The sequence below is a fragment of the Stenotrophomonas sp. SY1 genome (assembly GCF_021202945.1).
Lineage (GTDB): Bacteria > Pseudomonadota > Gammaproteobacteria > Xanthomonadales > Xanthomonadaceae > Stenotrophomonas.
Map to the genome: position 1 here is coordinate 2,120,579 of NZ_JAJOYR010000001.1, position 12,641 is coordinate 2,133,219.

At 64.9% G+C, this 12,641-nt stretch carries 13 protein-coding genes; 9 read left to right on the plus strand and 4 right to left on the minus strand.

Annotated elements, in window-relative coordinates; all coding sequences use genetic code 11:
* Window positions 1–44: 44 nt before the first annotated feature.
* Window positions 45–254 (plus strand): cold-shock protein, encoded by a 210-nt coding sequence (locus LR961_RS08980; protein ID WP_108765608.1) that lies wholly within the window; start codon window positions 45–47, stop codon window positions 252–254.
* Window positions 255–326: 72 nt separating this feature from the next.
* Here the strand turns inward: LR961_RS08980 and LR961_RS08985 are convergent, their stop codons facing one another.
* Together LR961_RS08985 and LR961_RS08990 are read right to left on the minus strand one after the other, a co-directional pair.
* Complete coding sequence (locus LR961_RS08985) at window positions 327–806, minus strand: glycine zipper 2TM domain-containing protein (RefSeq protein ID WP_232148437.1); 480 nt, start codon at window positions 804–806, stop codon at window positions 327–329.
* Between the two features lie 110 nt (window positions 807–916).
* Window positions 917–1,348, minus strand: a complete 432-nt coding sequence (locus LR961_RS08990; RefSeq protein WP_232148438.1) for a hypothetical protein — start codon at window positions 1,346–1,348, stop codon at window positions 917–919.
* A gap of 70 nt (window positions 1,349–1,418) precedes the next feature.
* On the opposite strand from LR961_RS08990, the gene LR961_RS08995 reads away from it, so the two are divergent.
* The gene (locus tag LR961_RS08995) at window positions 1,419–2,213 is read left to right on the plus strand and encodes a tRNA threonylcarbamoyladenosine dehydratase (protein ID WP_232148439.1); all 795 of its coding nucleotides are present in this window, start codon (window positions 1,419–1,421) and stop codon (window positions 2,211–2,213) included.
* A 299-nt stretch (window positions 2,214–2,512) separates the two neighbouring features.
* Here LR961_RS08995 and LR961_RS09000 read toward each other — a convergent pair whose 3' ends face one another.
* Together LR961_RS09000 and LR961_RS09005 are read right to left on the minus strand one after the other, a co-directional pair.
* Window positions 2,513–3,274, minus strand: coding sequence for a TatD family hydrolase (locus tag LR961_RS09000; protein WP_232148440.1), 762 nt, complete (start codon window positions 3,272–3,274; stop codon window positions 2,513–2,515).
* A 3-nt stretch (window positions 3,275–3,277) separates the two neighbouring features.
* Window positions 3,278–3,499 carry a DUF6116 family protein gene (locus tag LR961_RS09005; RefSeq protein WP_232148441.1) on the minus strand — a complete coding sequence of 74 codons (222 nt, stop codon included), beginning with the start codon at window positions 3,497–3,499 and terminating at the stop codon, window positions 3,278–3,280.
* Window positions 3,500–3,655: 156 nt separating this feature from the next.
* Here LR961_RS09005 and LR961_RS09010 point away from each other — a divergent pair, with 156 nt between their 5' ends.
* From LR961_RS09010 to LR961_RS09040, 7 genes are all read left to right on the plus strand, one after another.
* Window positions 3,656–4,480, plus strand: coding sequence for a glycine zipper 2TM domain-containing protein (locus tag LR961_RS09010; RefSeq protein WP_269670566.1), 825 nt, complete (start codon window positions 3,656–3,658; stop codon window positions 4,478–4,480).
* A 272-nt stretch (window positions 4,481–4,752) separates the two neighbouring features.
* A complete protein-coding gene (locus tag LR961_RS09015) occupies window positions 4,753–5,292 on the plus strand; it encodes a GNAT family N-acetyltransferase (RefSeq protein WP_232148442.1) in 540 nt (179 codons plus the stop codon).
* Between the two features lie 233 nt (window positions 5,293–5,525).
* The gene (locus LR961_RS09020) at window positions 5,526–6,185 is read left to right on the plus strand and encodes a glutathione S-transferase family protein (RefSeq protein ID WP_332311023.1); all 660 of its coding nucleotides are present in this window, start codon (window positions 5,526–5,528) and stop codon (window positions 6,183–6,185) included.
* A 38-nt stretch (window positions 6,186–6,223) separates the two neighbouring features.
* On the plus strand, window positions 6,224–8,494 hold the full coding sequence (locus tag LR961_RS09025; RefSeq protein WP_232148443.1) for a thiamine pyrophosphate-dependent enzyme: 2,271 nt from the start codon (window positions 6,224–6,226) through the stop codon (window positions 8,492–8,494).
* Window positions 8,495–8,807: 313 nt separating this feature from the next.
* Window positions 8,808–9,365 carry an NADPH-dependent FMN reductase gene (locus tag LR961_RS09030; protein WP_232148444.1) on the plus strand — a complete coding sequence of 186 codons (558 nt, stop codon included), beginning with the start codon at window positions 8,808–8,810 and terminating at the stop codon, window positions 9,363–9,365.
* A gap of 255 nt (window positions 9,366–9,620) precedes the next feature.
* Entirely contained in the window at window positions 9,621–11,036 is a 1,416-nt protein-coding gene (locus LR961_RS09035; RefSeq protein WP_232148445.1) for a replicative DNA helicase, read from the plus strand.
* Between the two features lie 14 nt (window positions 11,037–11,050).
* A complete protein-coding gene (locus LR961_RS09040) occupies window positions 11,051–12,460 on the plus strand; it encodes a deoxyribodipyrimidine photo-lyase (protein ID WP_232148446.1) in 1,410 nt (469 codons plus the stop codon).
* Window positions 12,461–12,641: the final 181 nt, after the last annotated feature.

Here is a 12,641-nt window from a genome sequence, read left to right on the forward strand (position 1 = left end):
GGCGTATCCATCAAACGAGAGAGAGCACCAGGGAGTCAGTCGAGATGTCCGATCGCGAAACCGGTACCGTCAAGTGGTTCAATGATGCCAAGGGCTTTGGCTTCATCAGTCGTGAAAACGGTGAAGACGTGTTTGTTCACTTCCGCGCCATCCAGACCCAGGGCTTCAAAAGCCTGAAGGAAGGCCAGAAGGTCACCTTCACCGTCGTGCAGGGCCAGAAGGGCCTGCAGGCAGACGCCGTGCAGCCGGTCTAACAGCCCGCCGCCGGTACAAAAGAAAGGCCCGCGTTCGCGCGGGCCTTTCCCGTTGCGGCTTGTCGCGTCAACTCAGCGCAGTACAACGCGGCCGTTGACCACGCGCACCAGCGTGTTTTCGCGGATGGCGCCCAGGTCCTTCTGGTTGACCATGATCACCCGGCCGTCATCCATGCGCACCTGGATGTCGTAAGAGTTGCCGGTCACGTTCTGCTGGATCTTGTTGCCGGCAAACGCGCCACCGACCGCGCCTGCCACGGCAGCGATGTTCTGGTTGCCCTTGCTGCCGCCGGTGTGGTCGGAGATTTCATGCCCGGCTACGGCGCCAACCAGGCCGCCAAGGATGGCGCCCGTGGCAGAGGGAGCGGTGCGGCCCGAAGCCACCGTGTTGATGCGGGTGACCACGCCGCAATCGGTACAACGATTCTGGTTGTAGCCGTTGTCGTAGTTGCCACCCTGGTTGTAGCCGCCGCTGTAACCCGGCGAGGTGGTGGCGCAACCTGCCAGGGCCAGGGTGGCGATGGCGCTTGCAGCGATCAGTTGGATCTTCATGGTCTTTCTCCTTGCCGGATTGGGAAACGGGTATGGGCGCATACCCGGCGGTGAAGATCGTGTCGTCTCATGCGTGAATGGAGGGCCAACCACGCGCGGGAGCGATGTGCTTACCTGAAATCCTGATGGCAGGCCTTGCAGTCGCTGCCGATCTTCTGCGAGACGGCGGCCAGGCTGGCGCAGTCGGCCGGCGGCTTGGCCAGGGCATCGTTCAAGGTGGCGCGCAGGCGGCTGGCACTGAGCTGGAAGCGCTGGTCGTCACGCAGGCTGGGGAATGCCTGCTCTAGATCATTGGCCAGCGAACGCAGGGTCTGCAGGCGCGGGGAGGTGTCGTTGATGCTGCACCGGTTCTGCTTCTGGCTGTCGCTCAGCAGTTGGGTCTGCTTGGACATCACCGTCATCAGGCTGCTCGGGAAGTGGTCCTGGCGGGCCTGGATGGCGCGCATGATCATCACAGTGGCCACCGCGCCGATCAGCAGGCCGGCGATGAGTACGAACAGGTAACGGGCGGACTTGGACGGTGCGCGGACAGGATCAGACATTTGCGTTGGCTCCAGGGCTACGTGGCAAAGGGATGCGCGGGCATTATGCAGCCCCGGGTAAAATGGCCGGATGAAAGAACAACTGCGTGAGCGTTTTGCCGGGATCGACCGGCTGTACGGGGCGGGCACCGTCGAGCATCTGGCCGGTTGCAGGGTGGCCGTGGTCGGAATGGGTGGCGTGGGTTCCTGGGTGGCCGAGGCGCTGGCGCGCACGGCCGTGGGCCACCTGAGCCTGATCGATGCCGACGACATCTGCGTGTCCAACACCAACCGGCAGCTGCCGGCGCTGGCGGGCCAGTACGGCCGCAACAAGGCGCAGGCGATGGCCGAGCGTTGCCGCGCGATCAACCCGGACATCGACGTGGATGCGGTGGAATCGTTCCTGACCACCTCCAACATGGAGCAGCTGCTGGATCGTGGCTTCGACCTGGTGATCGATGCCTGCGACAGCTTCCGGGTGAAGGTGGAATGCATTGCCTGGTGCCGTCGTCGCAAGCTGCCGATCATCACCGTGGGCGCGGCCGGTGGGCGTACCGATCCCACCCTGGTAAGGGTGCGTGATGTCTCGCGTACCGAGCACGACGCGATGATGGCGCTGATCCGGAAGAAACTGCGCAGCGATTTCAATTTTCCCAAGAACGCACAGCGCTACTTCGGTGTGCCGGCGATCTACTCGCTGGAGAACGTCAAGTACCCGCAGGCCGACGGCAGCGTATGCGGCCTGCGTCCGAACCTGGGGCCAGACGAGGCGATGAAGCTGGACTGTGGCGCCGGCCTGGGCGCGGCCACCCACATCACCGGTGCGTTCGCATTCGTGGCGGTGGGCAAGGCTTTGGAGATGCTGCTGAAACGCCGGGATTCGTGATTGCGGCGAGATGATTGGGGGTGGCGCGCAGCGTGATCCCCGCGCGTCATTTGGATCACCAGACTGCATGCCGGCATGCGCATTGAAAGCCCCTTCCGGCGTGCGGGATTCGTGATTGCGGCGGGGTGATTTGCAGTGGCGCGCAGCGTGATCCCCGCGCGGCATTCGAACCACCAGACCGCATCCCGGCATGCGCGTTGAAAGCCCCTCTCCCGCCTGCGGGAGAGGGGTTGGGGTGAGGGCGATCTGGAATTTGAGATTCGCTGGTCGGGGCAGCGCACTGCGGGCCGCCTGCGCGACTACAACGCAAACAAACGCCGAGCGTTGGCCGTGGTCTGTGCGGCGACTTCCTCGATGGGTTGGCCGCGCAGTTCGGCAACGGTCTGCGCGATGTCGAGCAGGCGCGCGGGCTCATTGCGCTGGCCACGGATGCCGGCATCGGGCTGGTCCGGCGCGTCAGTTTCCAGCAACAGGAACTCCAGCGGCATCTGCGTCACCAGCGTGCGCAGGCGATTGGCGCGCGGGTAGGTGAGGGGGCCGCCCAGGCCGATCAGGAACCCCTGGTCCCACAATTGCCGGGCCTGCTCGGGGCTGCCTGAAAAACTATGGACCACGCCGCGCAGCCGGCCGGTCCGGCGGATGCGTTGGATGACCTCGTCCACCGCGCGGCGTGCGTGTACCACCAGCGGCAACTGGAATTCGCGTGCCAGCTCCAGCTGGCCCTGGAAGTAATGCCGCTGGCTGTCCGCATCGAGTCCTTCAACGAAGAAGTCCAGCCCACATTCGCCGATTGCCACCGGCGCCTCGCGTTCCACCCACTCGCGCAGCTGGGCAAGATGCTCGGGCCGATGCTCGGACAGGAACATCGGATGCAACCCGTAGGCGGGATGCAGGCCGGATGCAGCCGCGCAGGTCTGTTTGAGTTTCGGCCAGCTGGCTGCGGTGACCGCGGGGACGATCTGCATGCCGACCCCGGCCGCCTGTGCGCGGCTGAGCACTGCATCACGGTCGAGATCGAACTCGTCCGCATCCAGATGGCAGTGACTGTCGATCAGTTGCACGGGTCAGCGCTTGCGCGGCAGCACCGGCGGCTCGTTGGCCGGCTGCTTGCGTCGCTTCCAGTTGGCCAGCAGCAGCGTACCCAGGCCGAACAGGATTTCATCCATGAACGGTATCGGGTCCGGCAGCAGCATGCTGACCGCGAACAGGCCGGCGGTGATCTTGAACAGGGTGGGGTAACGCAGTTTGCGTGCCCACTCCATGAAAGGCGTCAGCATCAGGCTCATGGCAGATCCGGTGGAATGTGAATCAACAGCGGCGATATTGCGGCGGCGCGCATGTTTTCGATAGTCCATGGTCAGAAATACTGGCCTTCGTTCAGCTTCGTCGTGCTGCAATCACGCCACGACATCTACACGCGGTATCGCCGCCGGGAGCCACTCATGAAAAGCACCACTACGACCATTCTGGTTGCCGCAGGCGCGCTGCTGGTTGGCGGTATTGCCACCGCCGCCTTCATGCAGGGCCGCGACAAGCCCGCCACCCAGGCCGACGGACTTGCCCCGGTTGCCGGCCTCGACGGGCAGCCGCTGGTGGATGACGCCGCGGCTGGCAGCCAGCTGCAGGCCGGCAAGCTGGAGTACGCCGATGTGCTCAAGGTTGCCCCGATCACCCAGAAGGAGCGCGTCTACGCCACCGTGACCGGCAGCGAGGCGATCCGCGAAAGTTCCACCAGCAGCACCCCGCACGAAGTCTGCAACGACGTTGTTGTGCAGGAGCGCCTGCCCGAGCGTGATGGCAATGTCGGCGGCACTGTTGCCGGCGCCGTGATCGGCGGCCTGCTGGGCAACCAGGTGGGCGGCGGCAATGGCAGGAAGGCGGCCACCGCGGCGGGTGCCGTGGCCGGTGGCATGATCGGCAACCAGGTCGACAAGCGCCACGTTGGTGGTCGTGTGGTCGAGAGCACCGAGCGCCAGTGCCACACCGAGCAGCGCACGTCCGAGTCCAGCCGGGTCACGGGCTACAACGTCAGCTACCGCAAGGCCGATGGCAGCACAGGCAGCATGCGCATGGACAGCAAGCCGGGTGAGCGCGTGTCGCTGGGCAACGAAGATCAGACCATCGGTTACGACGTGACCTACCGTTACGACGGCCAGGAAAAGACCGTGCGCATGGACAACAAGCCGGTCAGCGACCGCCTGCCGGTGCTCGATGGCCAGGTGGTCACCCAGACTGCTGCGGTGGATGGCAGCAGCAACCGCCAGTAATCGGCGTGTTGTGATGAATCACAGGGAAGGCCGGCGAAAGCCGGCCTTCTTTCGTTGCAGGGCCGGGGTTTGAGGAAGGCGCATGAAGCGTTGCCCCTCCCCAGCTCTCCCTGTGGCTGCGCCAACGCGGGGCGATGAGAAGCGGCCTTCGCTGCGACATGACGCGGCGTGCACGATTGCTCCCTCCCTTGCGCAGCAGGGGAAGGGCTGGGGAGGGGGCGCGTCCGGCGTCCCAAGTGATAGCGTGACTGTCTGTTCAACAGGAGCAACCCATGAGCATCTTCGACCTGCGCTTGGAGACCGAGCGTCTGCTGCTGCGGCCGCCGACGATTGATGATTTCGAAGCGTTCGCTGCGTTCTGCGCCGATCCGGTGACGATGGCGCACCTGGGTGGTGTGCAGGCCAAGCCGGTGGCGTGGCGGAGCCTGGCCGGTCTTGTCGGCAGCTGGCAACTGCTGGGCTATTCGATGTTCTCGGTGATCGAGAAAAGCAGTGGCCGCTGGATCGGGCGCGTAGGGCCATGGCAGCCCTACGGATGGCCGGGCACCGAGGTGGGCTGGAGCATCGCATCCGAGTTCTGGGGCCGTGGCTACGCGCCGGAGGCGGCGCGGGCCACCATCGATTGGGCGTTCGATGCGCTGGATTGGGAAGAGGTCATCCACACCATCGCGCCGGACAACACCAATTCACAGGTCGTGGCACGCAAGCTCGGATCGCGGGTGATGCGTGTCACGCACCTGCCGCCGCCGCATGAAGTGCTGGTGGATGTCTGGGGCCAGTCGCGTCAGGAGTGGATGGCGCAGCGGGCGTAGTACCGGGAAACAACCGGCTGCGGCATTTTCGAGGAAACGGTAGCGCCGAGCCATGCTCGGCAACGGCATCGCGGCCAGTCCGCGCCGAGCATGGCTCGGCGCTACACGCGGGGGTTTCAGCGATGCGCGGGCGGTAAAGCTGCTTTGCTGCGGTTGCAGCTTTACCCGATGGCATGACTTCCGGTCAGATGCTGTTTCGCCCGCCATCGCGGCGGGGAGGGAGAAGCAGGGCTGTGAGCAATCCGGGTGCTGCGTTGACGGTGTATGGCATGTCCAGTTCGGGCAATTGCCACAAGGTGCGACTGTTGCTGGAACAACTCGGCGCACGCTACGAATGGCAGGAAGTGGACAGCGCGGGCGGCCAGACGCACACGCCGGAATTCCTGGCGATGAATCCCAACGGCAAGGTGCCGCTGGTACGGCGCAACGACGGCCGCGTACTGGTGGAATCCAACGCCATCCTGTTCTGGCTGGCCGAAGGCACGCCATTCCTTCCGACCGACGGGTGGCAACGGGCGCAAGCCTTGTCGTGGATGTTCTTCGAGCAGTACAGCCACGAACCCTACGTTGCAGTGGCGCGCTTCATCAGTGGCTGGACCGAGCTGGATTCGCCACGCCGCGCCGATCTGCCGAAGCTGCGTGAGCGCGGCCACCAGGCATTGGCGGTGATGGAGCAGCACCTGGCCGAGCACCACTGGTTCACCGGTCCGCATTACGGCATCGCCGATATCGCCCTGTTCGCCTACACCGCTGTTGCCGAAGACGGCGGCATCGCCTTGAGCGCCTATCCGGCCATCGGCCGTTGGCTGCAGGCAGTGCGTGCGCAACCCGGTTTCACTGCGATGCCGGGCGCTTCGCCACAGGCGCAGGCCCGCATCGACGCATCGCGCTGATCCAAACCCATCCATCCGCACCCGTGGAGCCCGTCTGCATGTTTGCCCGTGTACCCAATCCCATTCCGGCCCGCATGAAGGGCCTGAACCGCGCCGAGATCTGCGACACCAACTTCATCGAGTACGTCAGTGCGCTGGGACGGGGGCCGGCAGCCGCGCCGCAGGACAGCGCTCCCGTACTGCCCGGCAGCGCGCTGGATGCGCAGGGCTTCATTGCGTTGTTCAAGTCGCAGCTGATCAGCCGTCACCTGGACCTGATGGCGCGCGTGCTGCGCGTGCAGAACAAGGTTTTCTACACGATCGGCTCGTCCGGCCATGAAGGCAACGCGATGGTTGCGCGTGCCACCCGTCATACCGATCCGGCGTTCCTGCATTACCGCTCCGGCGGTTTCATGGCCGAGCGCTTTGGCAAGCTGCCGGGCATGGACCCGGTGATGGACTCGGCGTTGTCCTTTGCTGCCAGCAAGGACGACCCGGCCAGCGGTGGGCGTCACAAGGTGTGGGGCAGCAAGCCGCTGTGGGTGCTGCCGCAGACTTCGACCATCGCCTCGCACCTGCCCAAGGCATTGGGCACGGCGATGGCGATCGAAGCGGGCAAGCGGCTGGGCCACGCGCTGCCGATTCCTGATGACAGCATCACCATCTGTTCCTTTGGCGATGCCTCGGCCAACCACGCCACCGCGCAGACCGCATTCAACGCGGCGGCCTGGAGCAGCTTCCAGAAGCTGCCGGCGCCGGTGTTGTTCGTCTGCGAGGACAACGGCATCGGCATCTCGGTGAAGACACCGGAAGGCTGGATCGGCGAGAGCTTCCGCAACCGTCCGGGGCTGGATTACTTCCAGGCCGACGGCCTGGACCTTGCCAACGGCTATGCCGACGTGCAACGCGCGGTCGAACATTGCCGGCGCACGCGCCGGCCGACGTTCCTGCACCTGCGTACCACGCGCCTGATGGGCCACGCCGGCACCGATTTCGAGATCGAATGGCGGGCGCTGGAAGAGCTGTGCGCGGTGGAGGCCGGTGATCCGCTGCTCCGTTCGGCGCAGATCGCGGTCGAATCCGGCCTGATGGACAAGGACGAGGTGCTGGCGCTGTACGAACAGACCCGCAAGCGCTGCTTCGAAGCGGCCGAGGCGGCGGACCAGCGCCCGCGATTGAACGCATTGCAGGACGTGATCGCGCCGCTGGCGCCGTACACGCCGGGCAAGGTGCGCGCTGAAGCGACGCGTACGGACTTCAGTGAACGCCGCCTGCAGGTGTTCGGCAGTGACGCCGCATTGCCGGAGAACCAGCCGCCCCGGCATCTTGCCATCCAGATCAACCAGGCGTTGCACGACCTGTTCTGCAAGTACCCGGAGACGCTGCTGTTCGGCGAGGACGTGGCACAGAAGGGCGGTGTCTACACGGTGACCAAGGGTTTGCAGAAGGCATTTGGCCCGCGCCGGGTGTTCAACACGCTGCTGGACGAAACCATGATCCTGGGCATGGCCCAGGGTTTCGCCAACATGGGCATGCTGCCGTTGCCGGAAATCCAGTACCTGGCCTATCTGCACAACGCCATCGACCAGGTGCGCGGGGAGGCTTGTTCGCTGCAGTTCTTCTCCAACGACCAGTACCGCAATCCGATGCTGATCCGCATCGCCGGGCTTGGCTACCAGAAGGGCTTCGGCGGCCATTTTCACAACGACAACTCGATCACCGCCATCCGCGACATCCCGGGACTCGTGGTGGGTTGCCCGTCGCGTGGCGACGATGCCGCCGCGATGCTGCGCACGCTGGCAGCACTGGCCAAGGTCGACGGGCGCGTGTGCATCTTCCTGGAGCCGATTGCGCTGTACATGACCAAGGACCTGCATGAGGCAGGCGATGGCCAATGGCTGTTCCCGTATCCGGCGCCGGAGCAGGTGCTGACACTGGGCGAAGGGCGCGTGTATGGCGAAGGCAATGATGACCTGGTGATCTTCAGCTACGGCAACGGCGTACCGATGAGCCTGCGCGCGGCAAGGGCCATCGAGCAGGCGCATGGCTGGAAGGTGCGGGTGCTTGACCTGCGTTGGCTGGTGCCGCTCAACGAAAGCTGGATTGCTGAACAGGCCAGAGATGCCAAGCGCATCATCGTGGTGGATGAAGGCCGGCACAGCGCCGGCGTGGGCGAGGGCGTGATTACCGCGTTGGTGGAGGCGGGCATGGGCCATGTGCCGCTGCGTCGCGTGACCGGCGCCGATACATTCACGCCGTTGGCCGGAGCTGCATTGCTGGTGCTGCCGGGGGACAACGACATCGTGGCAGCGGCGGCCGAGTTGGGTTGATTGGGGGCATGGGCTTCGGGCTTTGCCATTCCCCGTTTCTCCTCTCCCAACCCCGCGGCGCGCCCCAGCCCTTGCGTTGGCGCAAGGGCGCTCAACGGGCTGCGAACCGATGGTTCGCAAGCAGCCCGCTTCGCCCCACGAGGGGAGGGGGGCTCGGATCCGTACAAGTTGAAGCAGTGCCTGCAGTTGCAGCTTTCAAAGCCCCTCTCCCCTTGCGGGAGAGGGGTGGGGAGAGGGGGAGCAGCAAAAACACCTTCACCCCGCCCAAAGCCCTCACTGGCTAGCCTGAGCTCACCACTCCAGTGAGGTCGCCATGAGCCAATACAAGATCGCGGTTTTCGTCGGCAGTCTGCGCAAGGATTCGATCAACCGCCGGCTGGCGCAGGCGCTGGAAAAGCTGGCCGGTGACCGGGCCAAGTTCGAGTACCTCAAGATCGATGACATCCCGCTGTACAACCAGGATCACGACAATCAGTTTCCGCCGCAGGGCACCCGTCTGAAGACCCAGGTGCGTGCCGCCGATGCGGTGCTGTTCGTCACCCCCGAGTACAACCGTTCCATCCCCGGCGTGCTGAAGAACGCCATTGATACCGCTTCGCGTCCCTATGGTGACAGCGCTTTCGACGGTAAGCCGGCGGCGGTGATCGGTGCATCGATCGGCGCCCCGGGAGCGGCCATGGCCCAGCAGCACCTGCGCAACGTGCTGGTGTTCGTGAACCTGGCGGTGATGGCCCAGCCTGAGGCCTTCCTGCACTACAAGGAAGGTCTGATCGAGGCCGATGGCAGCATCAGCAACGACAGTACCCGTGCATTCCTGCAAGGGTTCGTGGACCGGTTCCTGGCCTGGATCGAGACCAATCACGCGCCCTGAGCCCTGACCATCCGGTAACCGCCCGCGCCTGAATCCGGAATGGGCGCGTTGGCGGCGCGGCACTCTGCGATAATCAGCGCCCGGCGCCGCAACGGTGCCGGGCGCGTCTTTCTGTACGACCACCCACGCACCGCTGCCTGGCCGCCGCGCCGGGGCTGGAATTGTGGACAGGTTATCCACAGAGTTGTCCGTACCCCGGTGGCTGACGCCCACCTACCATGGCCGCACGGCCTTACTGCAGGAAATACGCTTTTCATGTCCGCCCGTACTGGTTTCCGTTCCGACCGCAATGACCGCTCCGAGCGCACTGAACAGCGCATCGATGCCCTGCGCGTACCCCCGCATTCGGTGGAAGCCGAACAGGCGGTGCTCGGTGGCCTGATGCTGGCGCCGGAGGCTTATGACCGGGTCAACGAGGCGTTGACCGAGAAGGATTTCTACCGCCGCGATCACCAGCTGATCTACCGCGCCATCCGCGAGCTGTCCGAGCGCGATCGCCCGTTCGATGCGGTGACGCTGGGCGAGTGGTTCGAGTCGCAGGGCAAGATGGACCAGGTGGGCGATGGCGCCTATCTGATCGAACTGGCCAGCACCACGCCGTCGGCCGCCAACATCAGCGCCTACGCCGAAATCGTGCGCGACAAGGCGGTGCTGCGGCAGCTGATCCAGGTCGGCACCGACATCGTCAATGACGGCTTCCAGCCCGAAGGCCGCGACAGCTCTGAGCTGTTGCAGACCGCTGAAAAGTCGGTGTTCGCCATTGCCGAGCAGGGCGCACGCGGGCGTACCGACTTCGTGGCCATGCCCGGCGCGCTGAAGGATGCCTTCGAAGAACTGCGCAACCGCTTCGAGAACGGCGGCAACATCACCGGCCTGCCGACCGGCTACAACGATTTTGACGCGATGACCGCCGGCCTGCAGCCGACCGACCTGATCATCCTTGCCGCGCGTCCGGCCATGGGCAAGACCACCTTCGCGCTGAACATCGCCGAATACGCGGCGATCAAGTCCAAGAAGGGCGTTGCGGTGTTCTCGATGGAAATGTCCGCCTCGCAGCTGGCGATGCGTCTGATTTCCTCCAACGGCCGCATCAACGCCCAGCGCCTGCGTACCGGCCAGCTGGAAGACGAGGACTGGAGCCGCGTCACCGGCGCCATCCGCATGCTGAAGGAAACCAAGATCTTCATCGATGACACGCCGGGCGTGTCGCCGGAGATCCTGCGCTCCAAGTGCCGCCGGCTCAAGCGCGAGCACGACCTGGGCCTGATCGTGATCGACTACCTGCAGCTGATGAGCGTGCCGGGCAACAGCGAAAACCGCGCGACCGAAATTTCGGAAATCTCGCGTTCGCTCAAGGGCCTGGCCAAGGAGTTGAACGTGCCGGTGATCGCGCTGTCGCAGCTCAACCGCTCGCTGGAAACGCGTACCGACAAGCGCCCGGTGATGGCCGACCTTCGCGAATCCGGCGCTATCGAGCAGGACGCGGACATGATCGTGTTCATCTACCGCGACGACTACTACAACAAGGAAAACTCGCCGGACAAGGGCTTGGCCGAGATCATCATCGGCAAGCACCGTGGTGGCCCGACCGGTTCGTGCAAGCTGAAGTTCTTCGGTGAGTACACCCGTTTCGACAACCTCAGCCACGACTCGGTGGGTTCGTTCGAGTAAGCAGGGAAGCGCGCATGTCCGTCGCCATCGTCTGGTTCCGGCGTGACCTGCGCCTGCGTGACAACCCGGCGCTGCAAGCCGCCATCGAGGCTGGCCACACGCCGCTGCCGGTGTACATCCATGCACCGGAAGAAGAGGGTGCTTGGGTGCCCGGCGCGGCTTCCAATGCCTGGCTGCATCATTCGCTGCAAGGGCTGGATGCCGAGCTGCGATCGATTGGATCGTCGCTGGTGCTGCGCCGTGGCGGCAGCGCCGAACAGCTGCAGGCGTTGATCGCCGAAAGCGGTGCCGAAGCGGTGTACTGGAACCGCAAGTACGAGCCGGCCACGCAGCCGCGCGATGCCGCCATCAAGCGCGGCTTGCGCGAGCAGGGCGTGCATGCCGAGAGCCACAACGGCTATCTGTTGTTCGAGCCCTGGGAACTGGCCACGCTGCAGGGCGGGCCGTACAAGGTGTTCACACCGTTCTGGCGCAATGCGCTGGGCCGTTGGCGCCTGGCAGCGTTGTCCGAAGCACCGGTGCAGCTGTCGGCGCATCGCATTACCGGCGTTGCGCTTGAGGCGCTGGGCCTGCAGCCACGGCTGGGTTGGGATACGGGGTTCTGGGATCGCTGGCAACCGGGCGAAGCCGGCGCGCTGGAAGCGCTGGAAGCATTCACCGATGGCGCGCTCAACGGCTACCGCGAGCAGCGTGACCTGCCGGATCGCACCGGCACGTCGTTGCTGTCACCGCACCTGCATTTTGGCGAGATCGCCCCGTGGCGCATTGCGCATGCATTGGAAGCCCTGCGCAGCGCCGGGCGTGATGCGGATATCGACGGCTACCTGCGACAGCTGGGCTGGCGCGAGTTCTCCTGGCACCTGCTGCATCACTTCCCACAAACCTCCGACAGCAATCTCAATCCCCGCTTCGAGCATTTTGCCTGGGCGCCCTCTCAGCCTGCCTTGTTGGAAGCCTGGCAGCAGGGGCGTACCGGCATACCGATCATCGATGCCGGCATGCGCGAGCTCTGGGCCACCGGCTACATGCACAACCGCGTGCGGATGCTGGTGGGCAGCTTCCTGTGCAAGCACCTGCGCATGCATTGGCGGGAGGGCGCCCGGTGGTTCTGGGACACGCTGGTGGATGCCGATCTGGCCAACAACAGCATGGGCTGGCAGTGGATCGCTGGCACCGGCGCCGATGCGGCGCCTTACTTCCGTGTGTTCAACCCGGTCACCCAGGCGCAGAAGTTCGATCCCCAGGCGCGTTACATCAGCCGCTGGGTGCCGGAGCTGGCAGCGTTGCCGGTCAAAGCGCGGTTTGCACCGTGGCAGTTTCCGGGCTTGCGGGCCGAGCATGCACCGTCCTATCCCGGCGCGCCGCTGGTGGACCTTGCTGAAGGCCGCGAGGCCGCATTGGCGGCCTATCACCAGTGCCGGTGAGGCCGCTGTGCATGTCTTGCGAACCGCCTGAGTAGAGGCTCCAAGTGCGGTTGCCGTGGTGATGGTCGAGTCAGCCGGGGAAAGCACATTTCGCACCCCGGCCATGCCAGACGCACAACAGTGAATATCCGTGCTCCGAGTTGGTGCAGCGATGCGTTCTCCGGAAGCCTTTGGAGGGGTC

What these genes read in the sequence shown, in the direction of transcription:
- LR961_RS08980 (WP_108765608.1), top strand. Translation starts at nt 45, where the DNA reads ATGTCCGATCGCGAAACCGGTACCGTCAAGTGGTTCAATGATGCCAAG.
- LR961_RS08985 (WP_232148437.1), bottom strand. Translation starts at nt 806, where the DNA reads ATGAAGATCCAACTGATCGCTGCAAGCGCCATCGCCACCCTGGCCCTG.
- LR961_RS08990 (WP_232148438.1), bottom strand. Translation starts at nt 1,348, where the DNA reads ATGTCTGATCCTGTCCGCGCACCGTCCAAGTCCGCCCGTTACCTGTTC.
- LR961_RS08995 (WP_232148439.1), top strand. Translation starts at nt 1,419, where the DNA reads ATGAAAGAACAACTGCGTGAGCGTTTTGCCGGGATCGACCGGCTGTAC.
- LR961_RS09005 (WP_232148441.1), bottom strand. Translation starts at nt 3,499, where the DNA reads ATGAGCCTGATGCTGACGCCTTTCATGGAGTGGGCACGCAAACTGCGT.
- LR961_RS09010 (WP_269670566.1), top strand. Translation starts at nt 3,656, where the DNA reads ATGAAAAGCACCACTACGACCATTCTGGTTGCCGCAGGCGCGCTGCTG.
- LR961_RS09015 (WP_232148442.1), top strand. Translation starts at nt 4,753, where the DNA reads ATGAGCATCTTCGACCTGCGCTTGGAGACCGAGCGTCTGCTGCTGCGG.
- LR961_RS09025 (WP_232148443.1), top strand. Translation starts at nt 6,224, where the DNA reads ATGTTTGCCCGTGTACCCAATCCCATTCCGGCCCGCATGAAGGGCCTG.
- LR961_RS09030 (WP_232148444.1), top strand. Translation starts at nt 8,808, where the DNA reads ATGAGCCAATACAAGATCGCGGTTTTCGTCGGCAGTCTGCGCAAGGAT.
- LR961_RS09035 (WP_232148445.1), top strand. Translation starts at nt 9,621, where the DNA reads ATGTCCGCCCGTACTGGTTTCCGTTCCGACCGCAATGACCGCTCCGAG.
- LR961_RS09040 (WP_232148446.1), top strand. Translation starts at nt 11,051, where the DNA reads ATGTCCGTCGCCATCGTCTGGTTCCGGCGTGACCTGCGCCTGCGTGAC.